The 21,127-nt window shown below is 57.0% G+C and carries 16 protein-coding genes; 9 read left to right on the top strand and 7 right to left on the bottom strand.

Annotated elements, in window-relative coordinates:
- The first annotated feature begins 2 nt into the window (after positions 1 to 2).
- The 5 genes from E3T51_RS14180 (at position 3) to E3T51_RS14205 (ending at position 5,811) form a co-directional block, all read left to right on the top strand.
- Positions 3 to 1,067 carry an NAD-dependent epimerase/dehydratase family protein gene (locus E3T51_RS14180; RefSeq protein ID WP_277613345.1) on the top strand — a complete coding sequence of 355 codons (1,065 nt, stop codon included), beginning with the start codon at positions 3 to 5 and terminating at the stop codon, positions 1,065 to 1,067.
- A complete protein-coding gene (locus tag E3T51_RS14185) occupies positions 1,060 to 1,956 on the top strand; it encodes a glycosyltransferase family protein (protein WP_134530376.1) in 897 nt (298 codons plus the stop codon). Before E3T51_RS14180 ends, E3T51_RS14185 begins: the two co-directional genes overlap by 8 nt.
- On the top strand, positions 1,910 to 3,028 hold the full coding sequence (locus E3T51_RS14190) for a glycosyltransferase (RefSeq protein WP_134530377.1): 1,119 nt from the start codon (positions 1,910 to 1,912) through the stop codon (positions 3,026 to 3,028). The genes E3T51_RS14185 and E3T51_RS14190 overlap by 47 nt, the downstream gene beginning before the upstream one ends.
- A 663-nt stretch (positions 3,029 to 3,691) precedes the next feature.
- Positions 3,692 to 4,822: a DegT/DnrJ/EryC1/StrS family aminotransferase gene (locus tag E3T51_RS14200; RefSeq protein ID WP_134530379.1), complete on the top strand. Its 1,131-nt coding sequence runs from the start codon at positions 3,692 to 3,694 to the stop codon at positions 4,820 to 4,822.
- Positions 4,819 to 5,811: a glycosyltransferase family 2 protein gene (locus tag E3T51_RS14205; RefSeq protein WP_134530380.1), complete on the top strand. Its 993-nt coding sequence runs from the start codon at positions 4,819 to 4,821 to the stop codon at positions 5,809 to 5,811. Before E3T51_RS14200 ends, E3T51_RS14205 begins: the two co-directional genes overlap by 4 nt.
- Before the next feature lie 31 nt (positions 5,812 to 5,842).
- Here the strand turns inward: E3T51_RS14205 and E3T51_RS14210 are convergent, their stop codons facing one another.
- From E3T51_RS14210 to E3T51_RS14220, 3 genes are read right to left on the bottom strand one after another with little or no spacing between them, the layout of a single operon-like run.
- Positions 5,843 to 6,274 carry a GNAT family N-acetyltransferase gene (locus tag E3T51_RS14210; RefSeq protein ID WP_166806489.1) on the bottom strand — a complete coding sequence of 144 codons (432 nt, stop codon included), beginning with the start codon at positions 6,272 to 6,274 and terminating at the stop codon, positions 5,843 to 5,845.
- 19 nt (positions 6,275 to 6,293) lie between these two features.
- On the bottom strand, positions 6,294 to 7,271 hold the full coding sequence (locus E3T51_RS14215; protein WP_134530382.1) for a PLP-dependent aminotransferase family protein: 978 nt from the start codon (positions 7,269 to 7,271) through the stop codon (positions 6,294 to 6,296).
- Positions 7,258 to 7,950, bottom strand: coding sequence for a WbqC family protein (locus tag E3T51_RS14220; protein WP_198417876.1), 693 nt, complete (start codon positions 7,948 to 7,950; stop codon positions 7,258 to 7,260). Before E3T51_RS14220 ends, E3T51_RS14215 begins: the two co-directional genes overlap by 14 nt.
- A gap of 760 nt (positions 7,951 to 8,710) precedes the next feature.
- Between E3T51_RS14220 and E3T51_RS14225 the strand changes: the two genes are divergently transcribed.
- From E3T51_RS14225 to E3T51_RS14240, 4 genes are all read left to right on the top strand, one after another.
- On the top strand, positions 8,711 to 11,815 hold the full coding sequence (locus E3T51_RS14225) for a hypothetical protein (RefSeq protein ID WP_134530384.1): 3,105 nt from the start codon (positions 8,711 to 8,713) through the stop codon (positions 11,813 to 11,815).
- Between the two features lie 76 nt (positions 11,816 to 11,891).
- A complete protein-coding gene (locus E3T51_RS14230) occupies positions 11,892 to 14,381 on the top strand; it encodes a glycosyltransferase (RefSeq protein ID WP_134530385.1) in 2,490 nt (829 codons plus the stop codon).
- The gene (locus E3T51_RS14235; RefSeq protein WP_134530386.1) at positions 14,382 to 15,656 is read left to right on the top strand and encodes a lipopolysaccharide biosynthesis protein; all 1,275 of its coding nucleotides are present in this window, start codon (positions 14,382 to 14,384) and stop codon (positions 15,654 to 15,656) included.
- A complete protein-coding gene (locus tag E3T51_RS14240) occupies positions 15,653 to 17,518 on the top strand; it encodes a hypothetical protein (RefSeq protein ID WP_134530387.1) in 1,866 nt (621 codons plus the stop codon). The genes E3T51_RS14235 and E3T51_RS14240 overlap by 4 nt, the downstream gene beginning before the upstream one ends.
- On the opposite strand, the gene E3T51_RS14245 is transcribed toward E3T51_RS14240, so the two are convergent.
- The 4 genes from E3T51_RS14245 to E3T51_RS14260 form a co-directional block, all read right to left on the bottom strand.
- Positions 17,515 to 19,011 carry a DUF2142 domain-containing protein gene (locus E3T51_RS14245; RefSeq protein ID WP_166806490.1) on the bottom strand — a complete coding sequence of 499 codons (1,497 nt, stop codon included), beginning with the start codon at positions 19,009 to 19,011 and terminating at the stop codon, positions 17,515 to 17,517. The two genes, E3T51_RS14240 and E3T51_RS14245, sit on opposite strands and share 4 nt — an antisense overlap.
- A gap of 23 nt (positions 19,012 to 19,034) precedes the next feature.
- Positions 19,035 to 19,415, bottom strand: a complete 381-nt coding sequence (locus E3T51_RS14250) for a DUF2304 domain-containing protein (protein WP_134530389.1) — start codon at positions 19,413 to 19,415, stop codon at positions 19,035 to 19,037.
- Positions 19,412 to 20,149, bottom strand: a complete 738-nt coding sequence (locus E3T51_RS14255; RefSeq protein ID WP_134530390.1) for a glycosyltransferase family 2 protein — start codon at positions 20,147 to 20,149, stop codon at positions 19,412 to 19,414. The genes E3T51_RS14250 and E3T51_RS14255 overlap by 4 nt, the downstream gene beginning before the upstream one ends.
- A gap of 63 nt (positions 20,150 to 20,212) precedes the next feature.
- Entirely contained in the window at positions 20,213 to 21,097 is an 885-nt protein-coding gene (locus E3T51_RS14260; protein WP_134530391.1) for a glycosyltransferase family 2 protein, read from the bottom strand.
- Between the last annotated feature and the right edge of the window lie 30 nt (positions 21,098 to 21,127).

A 21,127-nucleotide genomic window follows, 5' to 3' on the forward strand; every position in this document is an offset into this window, starting at 1 on the left:
TCGTGACTGGCGGTGCCGGTTTCATCGGTTGCGCCCTCTCGCAGAAACTTGCGGAACTGTACGATCGTTGGGTTGTGCTCGACTCCCTTCATCCGCAGGTTCACGCGACCGGCGAACGTCCGGCTGACCTGCATGACTCTGCGGAGCTCGTCGTTGGTGATGTCACAGATGCCGCAGTTTGGGACCACGTGTTGGAGTCGGTACGCCCCTCTGTCATCATCCATCTGGCTGCGGAAACCGGCACGGCGCAGTCCTTGCATGAGGCGAGCCGTCACGCGCAGGTCAACGTGGTCGGGACGACACAAATGCTCGATGCTCTGGGTCGGGCAAACCAACGACCCGCTCACATTGTGTTGAGCAGCAGCCGGGCCGTCTATGGCGAGGGCCGCTGGGAAAATGCGCACGGCGATTCCTTCCAACCCGGACAGCGGTCACACGCTCAATTTGAAGCCGGGCTTTGGGATTTTGTCGGTGCCCACGGTTTACCGAGTGTTGCCGCCGAGACGGTCCCGGCGCCAACAAGCGTTTACGGTGCGACAAAAATTGCTCAGGAAAACATACTTGCGGCCTGGGGGGGATCCCATGACGTGCGCGTGTCGATTCTGCGGCTGCAGAACGTCTACGGCCCCGGACAATCGCTCATTAACTCCTACACGGGAATTGTCACGTTATTTTCGCAGTGGGCTCGCGACGGAAAGACTATTCCGCTCTACGAAGACGGGCAAATTGTTCGAGACTTTGTCTTCATAGATGATGTCGCCGATGCATTCGTCGCTGTCCTTAAACGCGAATCAACGGTTCCGATGCCGGTATTGGATGTTGGCTCGGGCGTAGCAACGACTATTGCCCAGCTCGCGCAGGCCATAGCGGACTACTACGGCGCGCCGACTCCCGTCGTGAACGGGGCCTATCGCGACGGAGACGTCCGATATGCCGCCTGCACAATCAGGGACACTCTGCGCGAACTCGACTGGGCGCCGCAATGGAGTGTTGAACGCGGGCTCGCTGCCCTGCAGGATTGGATCGGTTCGGAGCTGAAGTCTGGCGCAGGAATCTCACGTGGCTGAACCACGTTCTTTGGTCGTTCAGTCGGTTCTATATGGCAATCAGCCTCACGAAATTGTGCGGGCGGCAGAAGCCATGTCGAATTCTGTCGGGATGGCTCGTTCGGACGGTCTGATCGGTCGATGGTCCCTGATTTTGGGGGACTGCAGCCCAGAGGCCACGCTTTCGGAAAGTGACCAAGCAGAGATTCGGACTCTCGTTGATAAACAGGGCGGTAATTTCCAATACGAGTTGTTCGGCGAGAATCTAGGTTCTGCTGCCGGCCACAACGCGCTTGCAGCCATGGGTGATTCCGAATTGGTCCTAATTCTGAATCCTGATGCTATCGTCGCCCCCGATTCCGTGATGTCTCTTTGCCGGTCCGTGGAAGGATCGGTCGGAATTGCAGAGGCGCGCCAGATTCCGCTCGAGCATCCGAAAGATTTCGAGCCCGGCACGGGCGAGACAAGCTGGGCTTCGACCGCCTGTGCGCTGACTCCCCGGGTTGCCTTCGATGAGGTGGGCGGCTTCGATGCCCAAACTTTCTTCCTTTACTGTGATGACGTCGATTATTCTTGGCGGCTTCGTCTGGCGGGATATCGCGTTGTGTACGACTCGGGCGCGAGAGTTTTTCACGACAAAAGGTTAACTGTCTCCGGAGATTGGCCAGCTAGCCCCGCCGAAATTTACTATTCGGCCGAAGCGGCCATGTTTCTCGCCCACAAATACTCGCATCCAGAAATCGTGGATAGTCTGCGGCGACAGTACCGCTTAGAAGGCACTGAATCCGTACTCAAGGCCGTTGCAGCATTTGAGAGCGCCTTGGCGTCGGGCATACTCCCTGACCCAATAGACCCGGCCCACAATGTCGGTCAATTTATCGGAGGCAACTATGCCGTCCACCGTTTCTGAATCAGATGAAATAATTCGCACCTCGACTGTGACCAGGTTCGTGGATCGACTGCTCGCAGAGGGCGAAATCGATCCGCGTCTTGCAGTGGCTTTGCGATCCGTTAGAGAGGCGGTTCAGGAGCGTAATTCAGACGGCCCTTTCCTAAGCGTCCTTCTCCGAACGCAAGGGCAACGAATCGAACCCTTTAAAGATGCGCTCCTGTGCCTTGCTGCCCAGTCGAGCCAGGATTTTGAAGTAATCGTGATCGATCACGACGCGGATATTGCCGGAGCTGCGGCGGTTCGCGAGGCCATCGCCAACCAGGCCGAATCTTTTCGATCGCGTGTTCGAGTGCTTGAGGTCAGCGGAGGAAACCGGGGGAAGCCACTCAACGTCGGCATCAAGGCAGCCCGAGGACAGTATGTCGCCGTGTTTGACGATGATGATTTGCTCTTCGGCAATTGGGTGGCAGAGTTCAAGAACGTTGCAGCTACGAGCCAGGGGCGACTGTTGCGGTCGCTAGTGGCGGTGCAGACTGTGCTGCCGGAAACTTGGCGGCATCGCGAGGCAGGATTTCGAGCGACGTCCTGGCCGAAAGCGGCGTATCCACGCACCTTCGACCAAATTGCTCATTTCGAGGTAAATTATTCGCCCTTCATGTCGTGGGCCTTTCCATCGAGCGTGTTTGGCACTTACGGCCTCGCATTCGATGAGGAACTCACTGTTTGCGAGGACTGGGACATGATTTTGCGTGGATCAACCTTGTGTGGTGTCGACCAAGTCGACGCACTGACGGCTGTCTATCGCCGGTGGGAAGGCGGCGTCTCGTCGTATACAGCACACTCTCGAGAATCCTGGGATTGGTCTGAGGCCCGGGTAGTCAGAAAACTCAATGAGTCGACACTTCTGCTTGCACCTGGCGCCACCGTGGCGATTAGAAGCTTGCTGTCCGACAAAGGGGCGCGCTTGGAACTTAATTACCTGGCGAACAGTTCCGCTTGGAAATTGGCGCGGCCTATTCGAGGTGCCGTGCGAGTTGCGCGAATCGCGCGTCGGATTGCGGGAAAAATTGCGCGACGCGTCAGAAGGTAATTTGCCCGGCTGGGGCCGTAGCGAGTTGCGTCGGTAGACTCAACAAAGTGAAGCTCACCCATATCCTCCTCGGCGACGGCAGCCTTGCAGAGGAAATTTCGGAATACTCCCTTTTGGCGAGGACCTTTCTTCGTGCCGTCAGTGCAGAATTCCTTGACCCACGTCGGCCCGGCCAAATCGACGTGGCCGTAACAGATCCGACGCTCTTGAAATTAGGTGTCACTGCAGCGGTCGGTTCCCCTGAGGTTCGCAGGACTCTTGTCACGGCTTGGGCTGGATCGAACTATCGATCCATTGTGTCGGATTCTGCCCACGTATCACCGAGTTCAAGAATCGGAGCGGGTTGTGCCATCGGACCATCCGCGGTTTTGTCGTCCTCGGTGGTCTTGGCGGAGCACGTTGTCATCAACATTGGCGCAACGGTGAGTCATGGCACTGCAGTGGAAGAATATGCAACGATCTCGCCTGGCGCCAATGTGGGCGGACGATGCCTGATAGGCCCGGGGACATTTCTAGGCATCGGCTCGGTCGTGAACAGCGGCGTAGTGACCGCGCCGGGCACAGTACTCGGGGCGGGTTCGGTTCTGCTGCGCGACACGGAAACAAACGGAATCTATGCCGGGAGCCCCGCCCGACTGATAAGAATATGCGAGGGTTGGCTAAGTGAGTTTTAAGGTACCGTTCATTCGCCCGGTGTTTCCCGATGCGGAAATAATTGCAGCGGACATGCGCCGAATCGTCAAGGCCAATTGGTATACAAATTTCGGGCCGTATGAGCGGAATTTTTCGAATGCTGTTGCTTCTTTCATCGGCGAAGAGTTCCACGCTGCAACCTTCGCGAACGCAACGTTGGGCCTCATGGCCGTGATTTCAGCGGGACTAGGCCGTGGTGATAAAAGTCGGTTTATTCTCGTCCCCTCCTTTACGTTCGCCGCTGGTCCACAGGCCATCGATTGGTGCGGTTACCGGCCTCTGTTCGTGGACATCGAACCAGATGGGCTTCAGCCTGACTTGGACTCTGCGCGCCGAGCGCTATCTGAACACGGAAAGGATGTCGCCGGGATTCTTCTCTGTAACACCTTTGGGATCGGGAACGTCTCCGTTGACGCATGGGAACGGCTTGCGGAAGAGAGCGGACTAGAGATCTTCATCGACTCTGCGGCCGGTTTTGGGTCCGCGTATGCAGATGGGTCTCGGGTCGGCCGGGCCGGACATTGTGAGGTCTTTTCCTTCCATGCGACCAAGCCTTTTGCAGTTGGCGAGGGCGGTGCCGTTGTCTCTCGAGATGCGGAATTCATCGCCCGTCTTCGGTCTTTTCAGAACTTCGGATTCTCACCGTCGGGTGCCGGCGCGACTGTGAGAGGCCTCAACGGCAAGATGCAAGAAGTCAACGCGGCCATCGGACTTCGTCAGTTCGAAGGGTTCGAAGCGGCAATTTCAAGTCGGCAGCTAGTCGCGTCGACGTATGAGGCGGAACTTGCGGGATCCTTCTTTCAGTTTCCAGCAGGCATGGCGCGCTCGGCGGTTTGTTTCGCGACTGCGCGCGTCCCCACGCATGAAATTCAGGTTCGTGTCCTCGGGGAGTTGCGCGAAGCCGGCATTGAAGCGCGTAGTTATTATTCTCCAGCTGTTCACGACCAAGAGTACTTTAGAGACACCATCAGCAGCGGTTCTCTCGTCGAGACACAGCGCGCCGTTTCTACAAGCATCTCCCTCCCCGTCCATCAGCAAATGGATGCAGGAGACGTCGATCTGGTCATTTCCACTCTAAGAAAAGCAGCGGGGCTCATATGAAAAGTCGCATTGGGCGCATCAGAGACTCCATCGTCAATCAGATTCTGGGAATCAATGTTCGTGCGACTACGGGTGCCGTCCACTCGTTCCTTGAAGCCGATGAGCAGCATCGGAGCTTCCTGAACGAGTCTGTGACGCGTGCCGTCCGGGATGTAGTCATAGACGCAGCGAGCACTCTTCACCTCTCGACGCAAGAGGAGCTCACGTATCTCAGACGGCGAATGGTGGCACAGACGGAAATGCTCCGCCGGCAACTGGATGACATTCAGTCCGTGAAGGAAAAACTCGCCGCCCTCCGCTCCACCGCTGGATATGAGACGGGGTTCACCGAAGTTGAACCGCTTGTTTCGGTAAGAATTGCCTCGTACCGCAAGACCGAGGAACTCATTGACGTTGCGATTGCGTCCGTCCGGAAACAGTCGTATGAGAGGTATGAAATCGTGATCGTGAATGATGGTCCAAACGATCGAACCCGACGCGCTCTCGGTGCACTCAGAGACCCTCGCATTCGCTATTACGAGTTGGACGAGAGGGGGTCTTACCCAGCTGACCAGCGAAGCAGATGGATGGTCGCAGGAACACCGGCTGCAAATCAGGCAGCTGCATTGGCACGCGGATCCTGGATCGCGCCTCTTGATGATGATGACGAGTTCACGCCGGATCACATAGGAAAGCTACTGGAACTCGGGCGCCGCGAACGCGCCGAACTGGCTTACGGTGCATTGATTCAGAAGAACATGATCAACCACACAGAGACCCTGGTGTGGAGCGATCCTCCTGCGATTAGTCAATTCAGTTTTCAGGGAGCGCTTTACTTAAGGGAACTGGGAAGTGTATTCGAGTACAGTGCTGATGCCTGGATGCTGGACGAGCCGGGCGATTGGAATCTCATCCGAAGGATGTCCGCGGCCGGGGTCACGATGGCGGCAACTTCAGACATCGTGGCGACGATGAATATGGTGCCCTACACGCACAAAATTGACGCGTAACAAAACGCTACATTTGAACGAATCAGGTCCGTTATTGGTCAGGAAGCTTGCGCACGTCGACTGCCATGGCCAGCACCCCGTCTACCGTCGACGTTGGCACGAATCCAAGGGATCTGTACAATCCCACAGCGACGACGTGAGATGGATTGACGCTCAGCTCAATCATCTCCAAGGCCAAATCCGTGCGTGCAAAGTTCAGAACAAGGCGCGTTGCTTCCTTTGCGACGCCCCTTCCGAGCACGCTTTTGTCCCCAATGAAGATGTGGAATTCGGCGCGCGCGTCATGAATATTGGTCAAATAAGTGTTTCCCACATATTGATGATCCACTTCGATGGCGAATCTTCGCCCGGACTGGTCGGCAATAACCGTGCGGATCCAGGCAAGTTCATCGTCAAGGGTGATGAGGCGTGTCGGTGCTGACCCCGTTAGAAGCCAGATTGAAGGGTCGTTACGCCACTTCACGGATGTGTGGGCATCGCTTTCAACCAGCAGTCGTATTGAGACCTTGCTTGACAATTTCAAGTATGAAATCCATGTCTTTATCGGTGTAGCGATGGTCGATAGGGATGGGAACAATGTCCAGCGCGAGACCATGCTCAACCGAATCGGCTGTTGTGGTCTCTAGTACGTTCTGCCATAAGAGTGGAACGTAAACCCGCGAGTCGATCAACCTGTGTCGAAGGGATGCATCTTTCGTTCGGTAGGGGTAGTACAGCGCGCACTCAAAAGTTTCGGGGTACACAGCCAGAAGATTGGACTCTCCTAAGCACTCATGTAGTCGAGTCAAATTGGCAACTCGTCTAAGTTTCCCCTTTTCAAAGTCCGCATTCCTGAGGATACGTTCCGTGAGCAGGGACATCCGAGACATGGGCGCACCGCTGAGTGCCAATTCGTTTGCGACGAATTCTGAATATGCTGCCTCCGGACCGAGATCGATACGTTTGAGAAGGTGCGACATTCTCTCGAACGACGCGTCCCGAGGTAGCCAATCGACCGAAGAGTCGTCAGTGTAAACGATACCTCCGTCGGCAAGGCCGAAGAATTTTCGCGGGCTGTAGAACGTATGCGAGTTAGCGGATGGAGGGTAGTAGAGAGCTTGACTGCAATCGAGGATGAGATTGTTGCCATATTTGGCGCTAAGTTCGTTGCAGTAAGCGTCCTGAATGCCGAAATAGTTTGTGTATACCAAAAAATCACGGGTCCCGATCTCGAAATCAGTCACCATCTCCAATTGGGGCGTGACGGTGTACGTCGAGTAGGGGATGCCGAGTTTCTTCAGGGGCTCCAGCATGGCTTCGCAGGTGTAGGCGGGCAGAAATACGTGACCCACGTCGTGGGTACTTAGAATGTACTCGAAACACGAGCGCCCGCTATTGAGCAGAGCGCCCGAGCTATGAGGGAAATCGCCTTCGTGAAGCTCAAGGGCAAGAAAACCGCCGATAGGGTCAGACGAATACATAGCTCTTCAACATCGTACTGACACGCGCCGGAGGGTTGGACATTAGTACATCCAGAATGGAGAGGCCTGGCACGAAAACGGGAGCTGGCTGCGGATACTCGATGAATTCGGTCCTTAGAAATTTCAAATCAATTCCGTTCGCCTGAAAGTTTTCTCGAGCGTAGAGGTCCATTCCGCCGATGGAGTTCACATAAGTCTTTGCATCAAGTCTCTTGCATATCGCGATAACGCGAGCCTCGCCTTTTAGCTCGGCGTCGCCCGGCAGTGCCGAGGAATAGAGAATTTCCGTCGTTATACCAAGATAGTTTCTGACGACCTCGAGGCTATTTCCGATGAACTGGGCGAGATTTCTATCGTCGAAGTTCAGAATTTCATCGAGCATTTCCAGAACCGGTTCCAGAAACGGGGCCCGCGCATAATTCATGACGACGGTGCGTCGGAATTTGACAAAATCGTCACCAACGGAAATCGCGTTTATTGACTTGTTGGCACTTGCGCCCGCAAGAGAAATGGTGAAGAGTCTCTTTTGACCATTGATTAGGAGGTTGTTTCTGTTGATCCAACCACCCTTGATGAATTGAACGTCATCGTAGACAACGTATTTGTCTACCGCCAACATCGTCTGGAAGTAACCGATGTAGGGGAGAAAGTACGGCTGCATAATAGCGACGCTCACCATGCGACGACCTTCCGTCGCGGCCGGTTCAGTGGAGGACAGCTAGGACCGGTCAAAGCCCATGGCCGTCGAATGGGTGAAAAGTCAATGATGCGAACCATAATCTTATTCTCGCAGGCAGTTCGACTGTCCGTGCGCGATTCGTCCTGGCTCAGATTTTGGGACATTTTCGGCAACCGCGCCGTAGTTTTACGACCACAGTTTGCCTAGATCGCATACGATAGCGCACTGGTAATAATTTTTGATGGGGGAACCTGAGCATGGCACCGAGTACCAAGGTCTTGATTTTGTCGAGTGGCGGGGTCGGGATCGCGGTCCTTGTGGGCATCGCTCTCGCTCTTGCTTTCGCCTCTCACCCGGATGCCACAGGCCCAGGCGATCCTTTCACGATGCCGTCAGTTACTCGCGAGCCCCTTCTCGCTCCAAGTTCTTTGCCGGTTCCGTCCGCGGCACCAGATGCGGATCAAGAGTCTGCGACCGTGAACTTGAGTTCTGTTACCTGGAACCCGGAGGCATCGGCATTCGATGCCTGGGCATCGCTTCCCTACGTCATCGATTCTGGGGGAGTTTGCACTCTGACGATGACCTCTTCTTCTGGTGAAACCTTCACAGCGGAAGCCGGTGCCTACCCGGATGCGCGGCTCACATATTGCGACCTACTGCGCGTACCTGGTGAATCTCTCTCGGGTGAATCGTGGACTGCCGTTGTAAACTTTAGATCTCCGCTCTTTGTTGGGGATTCCAATCACCTGAAAGTCAGCCGATGAAGTCTAGATTATTTCGAACCCTCACCGGCGCGATCGCCGCGATTCTTCTTGGGGCCGTGCTGACAAGTTTTCCCTTGCCTACCTCTGTAGAAAAGGCCACTGCTGCAGTCGGCGCGGATTTTCAAGCGGGAAACATCATTAGTGACCAGAACTTTTTCAACGCCAGCTCGATGTCCGAAGGGGACATTCAAAACTTCTTCCAGTCCAAGACATGCACACCTCGCGACGGTGTTTCATGTCTGAAGGACTATACGGTGACGACACCTACGACGCCGGCCGTAGGGGCAGGACACTGCGGCCAATACACGGGCGGTACAAACGAGCCGGCGAGCCGTGTGGTTTGGAAAGTCGCTCAGGCTTGCGGAATTAGCCCAGCTGTGCTGATCGTTCTCATGCAAAAGGAACAGTCCCTCCTGACTAATCCAAGTGCCTACGGCTATGCGAGGGCGATGGGCTGGGGCTGTCCTGACAGTGGTCCTGGTGGCACTGCCAACTGCGATGCGAACTTCTTTGGTCTTTTCAATCAGGTCTATAAATCTGCCTGGCAGTTCCGCCAGTACACGCTTTACCCAGTGAGCATTCCGGGAGGGGGGACGCGTCAGTATCGAATAGGAAACATCTTCGTTCAGTACCACCCCAACGTGGCATGTGGTGGTCAGAATGTCAGCATCCTGAATCAGGCGACCGCAAACCTGTATCTCTACACTCCTTACGTTCCGAACGCTGCCGCTCTCGGAAACATGTACGGAGTCGGCGACGGCTGTAGTTCCTACGGAAATCGAAACTTTTGGCGCATGTATTCAGATTGGTTCGGTAGCCCGACGAGTTGGCCAGGCACGCCCGTCGGCCAGCTTGAGAGCATGTCGACATCGCTCGGGACTATTTCCCTGAAGGGCTGGGCCGTCGATCCTAGTTCGTGGGGTTCTCAGCTCGCAGTGGATGTGCAGGTAGATTCAACCTGGCACCAGCTCGCGGCCAACAATTCCCGCTCGTCAGTGGGTTCGCAATTCCCCGAGGCCGGCCCCAACCATGGTTTTGAGGGCAGCGTTCCCGCGACGAAGGGAGCTCATTCGGTCTGCGTGTATGTGCAAAACGTAGGGACTGGATCGCCCCTAAGCCTGGGGTGTCAGACTGTTGTGGTCCCAGATGAATCACCCTCCGGCAAGTTCACGGAACTCTATTCGACCCCGGCTGGTTTCTACGTTGCCGGCTGGGCGGTCGACCCAGACGCGCTGAATCGAAGCGTAGTTATGGACGTGCAGATCGACGGCCAGTGGCAGGCCTGGCCCGCAGATGTCCCGTCACAGGCCGCGTCGAATGCATACCCCGGAGCCGGCCTCAACCACGGGTTCAGCAAGATCGTGGCTGCCTCCATCGGTTCGCACACTATCTGCGTATATTTGAGGAATCTGAATCTGGGGTCGGCGGCATCACTGGGATGTCGAACGATAAATGTCCTGGATACGCCAGCGCAAGGTTCGCTGCAGACGCTGACGGCTGGCAATGCCGCGGTCAGCCTCACTGGATGGGCAGTGGATCCCGACGCCGTAACGGCACAGTTGACCATCGATGTGCAGATCAACTCGGCCTGGTACGTGTTGCCAGCAACGGCGTCTTCGGCTACCGCGCTGACGTCATTCCCCAGCGCGGGTGCGAACCACGGGTTCGTAGGCACATTTCCCGTGGCCAATGGCGTTAATACGGTCTGTGCCTATGCCCGTAATGCGATTGCAGGTGGACCAAATGGCGCGCTCGGCTGTAAAACCGTTTCGGTCTCAGGTGGTACGGGCATCGGACCGGGCTCTCCTCAAGGTGCGGTGACGACTGTAACGGGCGGACAGGGATCAATATCGCTCGGAGGATGGGCGGTGGACGGGGACTCATCGTCCGCCGCGGTGAAGGTAGACGTGCAGGTCGACGGTCGTTGGTTACTTCTCGATGCCAATGAAAGTGACGCAAGTGCACAAGCCAAATTCCCTGGCGTGGGCGTCAATCACGGTTTCAGTAAGGTAATACCCGTTTCCGCTGGCGCCCAGACAATCTGTGTCTACTTGCAAAATATCGGCCAGGGAACACCTTCATCACTCGGCTGCCACACCGTCACGGTGGCGGCGAGCCCTGTGGATGGTGGACCACCAACCGGCGAGATTCTGTCGGCCGTGGGCGGTAATGGTTCGATCGCTCTCTCCGGTTGGGCAGTCGATCCCGATGTCCTCACGCAAGCAGTGAAAGTGGACATTCAAATCGACTCGAAGTGGGCTCAATGGAATGCCGATCAGAGCTATGCGGGTGCAAGTTCAGAATTTCCGGGTGCCGGGTCGAACCACGGATTTTCTGGCGAACTTTCAGTAGATGCCGGCAAGCACACGATATGCGTCTACCTGCAGAATGTCGGTCAGGGTGGTCCGGTATCGCTCGGATGCCGGGTCATCACGACGACTGCAGCCACAGCCCAAGGCGGATCGCCATCTGGCGAACTGCTATCAGTCGTGGGCGGCGCCGGATCGATTGCTCTGACGGGTTGGGCCATCGATCCTGACGTCCTTAGTCAGGCGGTTCAGGTCGATATTCAGATTGGCTCTCGATGGGTTCAACTGAGCGCTGACCAGAGCTATCCGGCCGGGGAATCCAAAGTCCCCGGGGCCGGCGTGAATCACGGGTTCGGTGGCACGCTGCCCGTCGGCGCCGGTAATCATACGCTTTGTGTCTACCTTCAAAACGTGGGCCAAGGCAGTCCGGTATCCCTGGGGTGCAGGGTCGTGACGACAACCGCAGCTTCGGTGCAAGGATCTCCAACTGGAGAACTGCTATCCGCCGTTGGCGGGGCAGGGTCAATAGCTCTTTCCGGTTGGGCGATTGATCCCGACATCCTGTCAGGCGCTGTAAAAATTGACGTGCAGGTGGACTCACAGTGGATGCTCTGGACCGCAGACCAGAGCTACCCCGACGGAGATGCCAAAGTCCCGGGCGCTGGTGTGAATCACGGCTTTTCTGGGACTGTCCCGGTCTCCGCCGGCACCCACACAGTCTGTCTGTACTTACAGAACGTGGGCGGTGGTGGGGCTGCTTCGCTCGGGTGTCGTGCGATCAAGACGACCTGATTTCGGCATCGTAGATCGGACGCCGCGGAGGGCTTGCTAGGCTTCACGGGACTGTCCCACATGAAAGAGAAGCCCAATGCCGAAGACCCGATTGGGTGCCGTTTCAGTAGTCCTCGTAAATTTCCGTGGTGCCGAAGACACGATCAAGGCACTTGAGCACCTTCGGATGCTTGACTGGCCCAGCGATGAGATTGAGTTGATCGTCGTTGAGAATGCATCCGGTGACGGCAGTTCTGAGGCCATCCGCAAGGCAGCGCCGTGGGTCACCGTCGTGGAATCCAGCGAGAATCTGGGGTTTGCGGGGGGGTGTAATCTCGGCGTCGCTGCGTCCTCAGGCGAGTTCGTTGCGTTCCTGAACAGCGATGCAAAACCGGACTCGCAGTGGGTGCGGGCAGCAGTATCCGCGTTTGCGGGGGACCCGGATATTGGGGCGATAGCGAGCCGGGTGCTGGATTGGGACGGAAAGAATATTGACTTCGTCGATGCCGGACTGACGTGGTTCGGTATGGGTTATAAGCCGTTGGTTGGCATGCCTTCCAAGGGCGAGGGCCCCGAAGCGAAAGACGTTCTCTTCGGCACCGGATCGGCGATGTTCGTTCGACGCGAGGTCTTTGACGCTCTGGACGGATTCGACGAACGATTCTTTATGTTCTTTGAGGACGTCGACTTCGGCTGGCGGTTGAATCTAAAGGGATGGCGGTTCCGATATGTTCCGGAATCCATCGCCTTTCACAAGCACCACGGAACTGTGAGTAAATTCGGCTCATTCAAGGAAACCTACTTTCTAGAACGAAACGCCCTCTTTGCACTATACAAAAACCTAGATCAGTGCAACCTCGATAAGACCCTGCCGGCGGCCTTGGCACTTACAGTGCGACGCTCTGTTGATCGAGGCGAGCTGAAGTCAGATTCCTACGACTTCCGGAATCTCGGTGGCGACACCGAACTGACGGAGGTAATCGCCAAGGCGAGTCTCGCCGGCGTATTCGCGATCGACCAATTCGTGTCGGAGCTGCCCGCCCTCATTCAGGCGCGCGACGAGATCCAGTCGTCCAGAGTTAAGAGTGACGGCGCAATCTGGCCGCTCTTTCGTGAGATTGATGCCCCGAGTTTCAGCGGCCCGACCTTCATTGACGGCTACGAAAATCTCGTTCACGCCTTTAATATTTTGGATCAACCTCGGAACACCAGAGTTCTCATCCTGACGGGTGATCCTTTGGGCGTGAAGATGGCCGGTCCGGCAATCCGCGCGTGGAATATGGCTCTCGCCCTTTCCCAGGACCATGACGTTTCTTTGGTAACTCTCTCGACTTTGGAGGCGCTCGATGCTCCCTTCACGCTGCATAAAATTCGACCCGGCGACAACCGGAACTTTGAGCGGTTCGAGCAATGGGCCGACGTTATCGTTTTCCAGGGGCACGCGATGGCCGTATTTGAGACGCTTCAGCACACCGACAAGATCGTCGTCGTTGATATTTATGATCCGATGCACTTGGAACAACTGGAACAGGGCCGGGAACTTCCTCCGGCGACCTGGGCCAAGCAGGTTGCGGATGCGACTACCGTTCTGAACCAACAGATGTCCAAGGGAGACTTTTTCCTATGTGCTTCTGACCGTCAGCGACATTTCTATCTAGGCCAGCTCTCAGCGCTCGGCCGAATCAACCCGTCGACCTATGCGGATGATCCCGACCTCGAGTCATTGATTGCTGTTGCACCGTTCGGGCTCAGCAGCACCCCCCCTCGCCATGAAGTTCAGGTACTCAAGGGAATCAGACCTGGGATCAACGCAGACGACAAGGTTTTGCTGTGGGCCGGAGGGCTCTACAACTGGTTTGATCCCGAGACCCTCATTAGAGCCGTCGCGGACCTTTCCAAGCGCAGGCCGACCGTTCGTCTCTTCTTTCAAGGCACCAAGCATCCTCACCCGGGAGTTCCAGAAATGGAGATCGTGAGCCAGTCTCGTGAACTCGCTCGTTCGTTGGGTGTTCTCGACTCCGCCGTCTTCTTCAACGAATCTTGGGTCGACTATTCGCAGCGTCAGAATTTTCTTCTTGAGGCCGACGCGGGCGTGAGTACCCACTTCGCTCATGTCGAGACGACGTTCTCCTTTAGGACTCGTATTTTGGATTACCTTTGGGCAGAGCTGCCCATGGTGGTCACAGACGGAGACAGCTTCGCGGAGATCATTGGCGCGGAAAATCTGGGCATCGTCGTTCAGGCAGGAGACGAGCACGCTCTGTCCGATGCGCTCGAACGAATCCTTTTTGACACGGATTTCATTCAGGCAGCCGTAGATAACATCCGCCGTGTTCGTGAGGAGTTTGAATGGGAGAATACGCTTGCGCCACTGGTTGAATTCGTCCGCAATCCTCGTCATGCAGCCGACAGAGGGATTGCGATCCGGGACGAACAGAACCGGGGTGTGGGTGCCTTGCGGGCGCCACAGCGCCGGAAGCCGTACGGCGTCCGGCATGACTTGGATTTGGTCGTGCATCACCTGAAAAATGGTGGCCCTCGACTTGTGGCTATTAAGGTCTTGAACCGAATCAAACGGCGCCGCTAAGTGCTGAGAAGGTTTTCTGGTTTTCCCGCGATCATCGTGGCGACCGTTGTCGCCGGGGTGGCCGGCTATCTCATTACCTGGTTGGTTCCCCGCATAGCCGGACCGGGCCTCTACGCGATCTTTGCGATCTTCTGGTCGTTCTTGTACCTACTCGTGGGTGCGCTGTCCGGCATTCAGCAGGAGGTCACGCGAGCGACAATTCCCAGCACGGCAGCGACCCAACGCAGGGCGGGAACTGCCCGCAACTTCGGGGTTGCGTCGGCGGTCGTGGTCCTTCTAGCGATAATGGGCACTGCACCCCTCTGGAAAGACCTTGTCTTTCCGGGATTCGGCTGGCAACTCGCTCTGCCCCTCGCTGTCGGGGCGGCTTCGTACGTGCTCGTGGCAACGCTCAGCGGAACGCTCTACGGGGTGGGGCAGTGGTCTTCCTTAGCGCTATTAGTTTCGCTTGATGCGGTCTTGAGGATTGTGCTCATAGCCATTGCTCTGCTATTCACCTCGGATATCGTCGTCCTCGCCTGGCTCGTTGCTGCACCTTTCCCTATTGTTATCCTCTTGCTCTGGCCGATCATTCGAGGGCGCATCGTGGGCAGGAGCGATCTTGATGTCGCTTACCGTGCGCTCTCGTGGAATGTATCGAGGACCGTTGTCGCGGCTGCATCGATGGGAGTGCTCGTAAGTGGGTTCCCGCTTCTCCTCCACCTCACGTCGCCAGGCGAGGCGAACACGACCTATGGTCTGATGGTCCTGGCCATAACGCTTACGAGGGCACCGCTGATAACCACGGTCATGGCGGCGCAGAGCATACTCGTCGTTCGGTTCCGAGACTTTCCCAGCCGATTCTGGGCTACCTTCAATCGAATCGTTGTGGTAATTCTGGTTTGCACTGGCATCCTTTCGATCCTCGGATGGTGGCTTGGCCCATGGGCCTTCGCAATCCTCTTCGGTACGTCGTTCGTCGTATCTGGTTGGCTAATTGCTGTCTTAGTTGGGTCATCCGGAATCGTCGGCATACTGAGCGTCTGTGGGGCAGCCTTGCTTGCTCGAACTCAACACTTCGCGTACACGGCCGGTTGGGTATGCGCTGCGATGGCGACACTGGGACTTCTGCTTCTGCCGTTATCCTTTGAGATGCGGACAGTCGTCGCTTTGATGGGCGCGCCTTGCGTTGGCGTTGTCATTGGTGTCGTTGCTCTTTTGCGTGGGCGGAGGAGGACTGAGAGCCTTCGCAAACCCCACATGCCACAACCTGATTCGGAGTCCCACCTCACATGAACATTCAGGAACAAACACCGGGTCCTGTACGCCGTGATGCGCGACGTCGAGCGTTGGTATTGCCGACGCTCGTATTAGCTTGCCTGCTGGTCGCGACGACTTTCTCCTCCGTTCTTGGGCTTCCGATCTGGATTCATGCGGCCGTTGCGCTCCTGCCCAGTGCCATCTACCTGCGGCCACGTGTCGGGGGAGCGCTCACAATCGTGTCGCTTGTTCTCGTTTCGCTCCTTGCAGCACTCTTTGAGCTCATGGCAGCCCGAATTCTGGCGCTTCCCATCGATGTAGGGCTGACGGCGCTGTTCACGATTTCGGGCCTTGCCTCTGTTCTGTTAATGCTCCGGGCAGGCGACGAATTCCACGTCCCGCGATTCGCGACCCTCCTGCGGTGGGCGGCTCCCTGCCTCGGCGCAACTGTATGGTTCGTGGCCCTCTTATGGAGCAACGTGGCTCCCAACGCCTCACCCTTGGCCTGGATTACCAGGGGCGACTCGGCAAACAACCTATTGTTCGCCCGTCTGATTATTGAAAATCAGGGAATCACTACCGGTGCTGCAGAAAATCCAGTTCCGTTGCCCGCCGGTCTGCTTGCCCTTGTCATGGCTTCGAACCGCCATAGCGTTTCGGCGGCTGACGTTGTACGAAGCGATGTGGATTCCTTTGCGCAGGTCTGGCTGCTCCTCATCGGGTTGTCCTGCGTGCTTGCCGGACTCGCCGCAATATCGCTGGTGAAGGGGGACCGATCTGGTCTCACCTTGGCTGTGGGAGCCGCGGCGTCGCTGGTGCCGTTGTCTTGGTTCATTTCCGGGCTCGCCGTCGAGTACGGATTCTTCAACACCCATGTTCTCCTGCCCGTCGTTGTGGCAAGTTGGGTCGCTTACTTACAAGCACGCGACCGTCCTGCGGTGGCCTTCTCGCTGCTGTGCGTGGCTGGCACGGTTCTCCTCGCGGTGTGGGGGCCACTCGTCGTGCTGCCCGGCGCACTGGCCGTAGCTATCGTCGTTAGGCAATGGAGGGACCTTCTCGCAGCCCGTGGGATCACACTCGCGGTGATCGTGCTGTCTCTGGGACAACTGCTTTGGTATGGGGTCGTCGTCACCCTTCCGACGCTAGTTGGAGCAGGCGGTTCGCTCGCAGCCGTCGGCGCGGTTTATCCGTTCCCGGTCATGCTTCTTGTACTTCTGATCGCCGGCGTGGTGTGTCTGGCGGCCCTTCTCCGAAATAGCCACCTCCTGTGGGGTTCCTTGGCTCTTATCACGGGGATGTGCAGTGGTATGGGAATCCTGCTTTTGTCGAATCGCCATGAGGCAACGATCTGGGGCTACTACCCAATGAAATTCCTGTGGCTCTCGGCTGTGATTCTTTTTATCCTTGCCGTGGGTTTTGCCGGGACACTCGTGGCTCGCGCGACCCGGCGAGGCCTCCTGCGTTGGATCGCGTTCGCAGCGTTGGCAGCGACATTTGCGGCATTCCTGAACCTGACGAGCGTTGTGCCCGGCTACGACGCCAAGAACGTCATCGCCCGCATATTCGCCGGGGACTCTTTCGGGAAAGGTGACGCAGCTATCAAGCGAGTGACGAAACTGGCTGGCTCCAGCTCGCCCACGCTTCTTTGGCATTCGGGAGATGTAGACGAGGGAGCCATAAATTTCTGGCTGCTCCAAATTATGTCGGAGAAGGAGTCAGATGGATTCGACCTTCGTTATCTCGCATATACAGCTGATTCCACGAAGATAGAGTCCCTGTGTTCGATCCTTCGCATCACGGGGGCTGAGACCGTAATCGTCTCTGCGGACGAGACACTTGCACAGGAACTATTGAGCGCCTGCTCCGACGTGGGCGGTGTCATTCAGCCGATCAGTTAGATGCTTGGTGGGGTTGTTCGGGTTGTTTGGGTTGTTTGGGTTTTTTGGGTTGTTCGGGTCGCGCGGTACGCCAGCGTAGCGATCGTGCCCGCGAAAAATATTGCAGTACAGAGAACCGTCAGCACGCCTCCCGGTGGACTCCACTTTGACTGCGAAAAGAGATCTCCCCAGCCGGCGCTGTAGCCGACGGCGTAGCGGTGTAGCGCAACTGCAAAACAGTAGGTTTGGGCCACAGCCCAGGCAGACCACACTGAGACGGACATTCGATTTGCCGTCACAACAGGTAGGTGATCAAAGTAGGAAGAGAGAAGGGCAGCCAGGCCGATCACCAAGCACAGGAATATGGGCAGTGCATAACGGCCCTGCCAGATTAGCCCGCCCTGTTGGACATACAACCCCTGAATGATGGCCGGAACGAAAAGGGTACAAGCGAGGAGCGCGGATGCAGTGCGAAGCTTGGCGCCCTTCAGTACGCTGAAGGCTGCCAACAGCAGGGAACCACACAGGGCCGCCCAGATGAAATAGACGGCTGCCGGCGCAGGTGTGTCGAGCCAACCAAAGATGCCCACAAGTCCAGCCGCGTAGCTAAAGGTGCCCTCGAGGGTTAGTAAGAAGCCTAATATTGGTGAGGCGCCGACATACGGGTACGGGACTGCGACATCATCAACGGGGATACCCCCCAACGACTTCGATGTCAACAACCAGATCATTGCTGCGACTGTGCCTACTGCGATGATCGCAATGCCTACTCGAATCGAAGTTGACCGGAGAAGCACTCCGAGTCTGCCCCGGGAAATTAGCATAAGTGGAACCAAGACGCCGATTGTCAACCACAGCGGCGAAAGCCCGCGGGCATTCGCCGCGAGCACGGAGCTAACTACTAGTATGGGGACGACAGGATTCAAGGACTTGCGCGGCGCCCCAGTGACCAAGGTCATCATGGCGACGAATGCAGCAAGGACGGTCACCGCCTCCATGGAGTTGGGGTTGACCGTTCCACCCAGGAACACCAGCATCGGGGTCGCCGCGATGGCGCAGGAGATCAGTGGAAGTCGGCGATGCTTCCACGACGCAATGAGTGTCACTGACAATGCCAAGAATAGGGCCGAAATAATCGCGCTAACTGCTCGCATGGCATAGATACCTGACGAGTCGGGAAGTAGGAGGGACGGCCACCCCACCAAGGCGTAGTAGGCCGGATTGTACAGGCCCGCCGTTGTTGTTGCCTCGACGATGGCTGCCTCGTTAACGGGCGGCTTGTCCGCGCAATCCGCTGTGACGTCTGGCAGGAAGATGAAGCATGCCTGTTCGTGGGAGAAGGCGATGTACTCGGGTACGGTTACAATGTGACCCTCTGAAGACGGCACGCCAACGAGCTGGCCTCGGACAACAGAGGCCGCTTTGATGATGTGAGCTGGCTCGTCTGGTGCGGCAGAGAGCGGTGTGGCAATGGCCCAAGCCAGCATGAGTCCCGAAAGCAGCGCCCAGGCCACGCTAAATGTTGGCCAGTGAAACCTCACTTGGCGTCTTTTCGCCCAGCTTCCTGAAGGGCCGACTCGAGGACGCTCACCCGCTCGTTGAGCAGCGCCGAATGCTCAGCCAGCACGCGAGTTTTGTCCTCGAGATGCGTCAGCTCAGCGCTGTGCTGAATACAAACCAAGAACAGGATAGATAGGCTGACGAAGAAAACTAGGTTTGTCGGGACCTCGACGCCCACAATGCCAGCTGCCCAAATGAGGGTCTGAGGGAATATGCCAATGACCAGGGCGAGGATTCCCGCGACGATCCACCAGACTGCGTGTCGTTCACGCAGCCGACGACGTCGGAGCATCTCAACGACAAAAAAGAGCACCAAGAGCGCGGCGGCAATGCCAAAGAAATAGCTTGCGGTGGTCATGAGGCGCTCGATCCAGTGACGAGAGGAACTCGCGGACGCATGACGGCAATTAGTAGTGCCATTGCGGCCCTACCCAGGTACCCGGCCGCCTTGAACGGATTATGGGACGGTACGCCACCAGCCCTTGGACGCATGGAAACGGGTAACTGCCGGATCGTGCATCCTGCTCGGGCGGCGATGACGAGCGATTCGATCGTGTCACCCAGATACTCGGCCGGGTAGTGCTCGGCGAATAGGCGAACAGCACGGGGACCGGTGGCCCGGAATCCTGAGGTCGTATCGGTCAATGTAGTGCCAGCAAGCGAACTGATAATCCCGGCCAACACGATCATCGCCCATCGTCGAGGTCCATTTACACTGTAGTCGCCCTCTCCTGCAAAGCGTGCCCCGAGCACCAGATCTGCCGTCGTCAGCGCCTCGACAAGTTGGGGAACTCCCGATGGATCGTGCTGCCCGTCAGAATCTACCTGAACGACATTCTCGAAGCCGTGACTGAGCGCGTACTTGAAACCGGCGCGCATTGCACCCCCAACACCTAAGTTGAACGGAAGACTGATCACGGTCGCGCCGGCCGCACGAGCCCGGGCGACCGTTTGATCAGTGGAACCGTCGTCCACGACCAGCACACTGACCTCGGGAAGTTTGGAGAACACCTCGGCCACGACAGCGGCGACGGACTCTTCCTCATTGAGTGCGGGCATCACGATTAACGTGGCCATCAGGGAGGATGTCATACCGCCAATCCTACCAAGCGGTAGCACACGCATCCGGTGGTGTCGCTGCGGCGTCGAAGCTGTCTATCGACCAAAAATATGACGGACGAGTGCACGGCGCCCTCGGGCGTTACCGGAGCGCATGGCTGCTGGGAATTCCGTGAGGGCGTTTAGCCGTGATGTTAAGTGAAGTCGAGCGGCCCGGGCAGCGCGCGTCCAGCCTAGTGTCGTGCAGTCTTCAACTGCTTCACTGAACAAAGTGCGCTCCTGAGCGAATTTTGAACCATCCGGGCCCGTGACGGCGGAAACGCTCTCTGCGTGTCGTCGATACGAGAAGCACTCCTCATCGTCGAGGACGAGAGAACCACCGTTCTTGGTAATTTCGAGAATCATCGCTAGATCTTGTACAACGTCAAGGTCGACCCGAAATCCATGTCGTGCGACTTCCGAGGCACGCCAAACGAGAGAAGGGAAATACGTCCAATTCGCCCGCAGAAGGCTGGCGGCTAGCGTCTCGCCGGAATACTTGCGGGCTCCTGTGCCACGGATGCGATACCAGCCCTTGACCCGGTCCGCCAAAGGGAACGAAGGCCTGCCGTTTCCGTCAATGAGGCCGACGCCGGGTTGGATTATTGCGGCATCGGGGAACTCCGCAATCAACTCCTTGACCCGCCGCACGTAGTTGGGTAGCAAGATGTCGTCGCAGCCCATGAGCGTTGCGAAATCACTTTTCATCAGGGATACGCACTTGCGGTAGTTGCGACTTGGTCGGAGATTCTCGTCATTGCGGATATACGTGATCCGCTCGTCTCCAAGCGACTTGGCCCACTCGCCGGGTGCAAGGTCCGGATAGACGTCGTCGACAATAGTCAAGCGCCAATCGGGGTCGGACTGAGCGAGGACGCTTTCGACGGCTTGCTGGAAGTGGTCGAAGCGGCCGTAGAACGGCATCATGATGTCAAGAGTCACTCCGGTAAGCTAGCAATGTTTGTGGCGAAG

The sequence above is a fragment of the Cryobacterium serini genome (assembly GCF_004404025.1).
GTDB classification, from domain to species: domain Bacteria; phylum Actinomycetota; class Actinomycetes; order Actinomycetales; family Microbacteriaceae; genus Cryobacterium; species Cryobacterium serini.

Coding starts and splice junctions, on each gene's coding strand:
- E3T51_RS14225 (WP_134530384.1), top strand. CDS start 8,711: ATGAAGTCTAGATTATTTCGAACCCTCACCGGCGCGATCGCCGCGATT.
- E3T51_RS14255 (WP_134530390.1), bottom strand. CDS start 20,149: ATGACATCCTCCCTGATGGCCACGTTAATCGTGATGCCCGCACTCAAT.
- E3T51_RS14205 (WP_134530380.1), top strand. CDS start 4,819: ATGAAAAGTCGCATTGGGCGCATCAGAGACTCCATCGTCAATCAGATT.
- E3T51_RS14215 (WP_134530382.1), bottom strand. CDS start 7,271: ATGTATTCGTCTGACCCTATCGGCGGTTTTCTTGCCCTTGAGCTTCAC.
- E3T51_RS14250 (WP_134530389.1), bottom strand. CDS start 19,415: ATGACCACCGCAAGCTATTTCTTTGGCATTGCCGCCGCGCTCTTGGTG.
- E3T51_RS14230 (WP_134530385.1), top strand. CDS start 11,892: ATGCCGAAGACCCGATTGGGTGCCGTTTCAGTAGTCCTCGTAAATTTC.
- E3T51_RS14240 (WP_134530387.1), top strand. CDS start 15,653: ATGAACATTCAGGAACAAACACCGGGTCCTGTACGCCGTGATGCGCGA.
- E3T51_RS14190 (WP_134530377.1), top strand. CDS start 1,910: ATGTCGGTCAATTTATCGGAGGCAACTATGCCGTCCACCGTTTCTGAA.
- E3T51_RS14220 (WP_198417876.1), bottom strand. CDS start 7,950: ATGGTGAGCGTCGCTATTATGCAGCCGTACTTTCTCCCCTACATCGGT.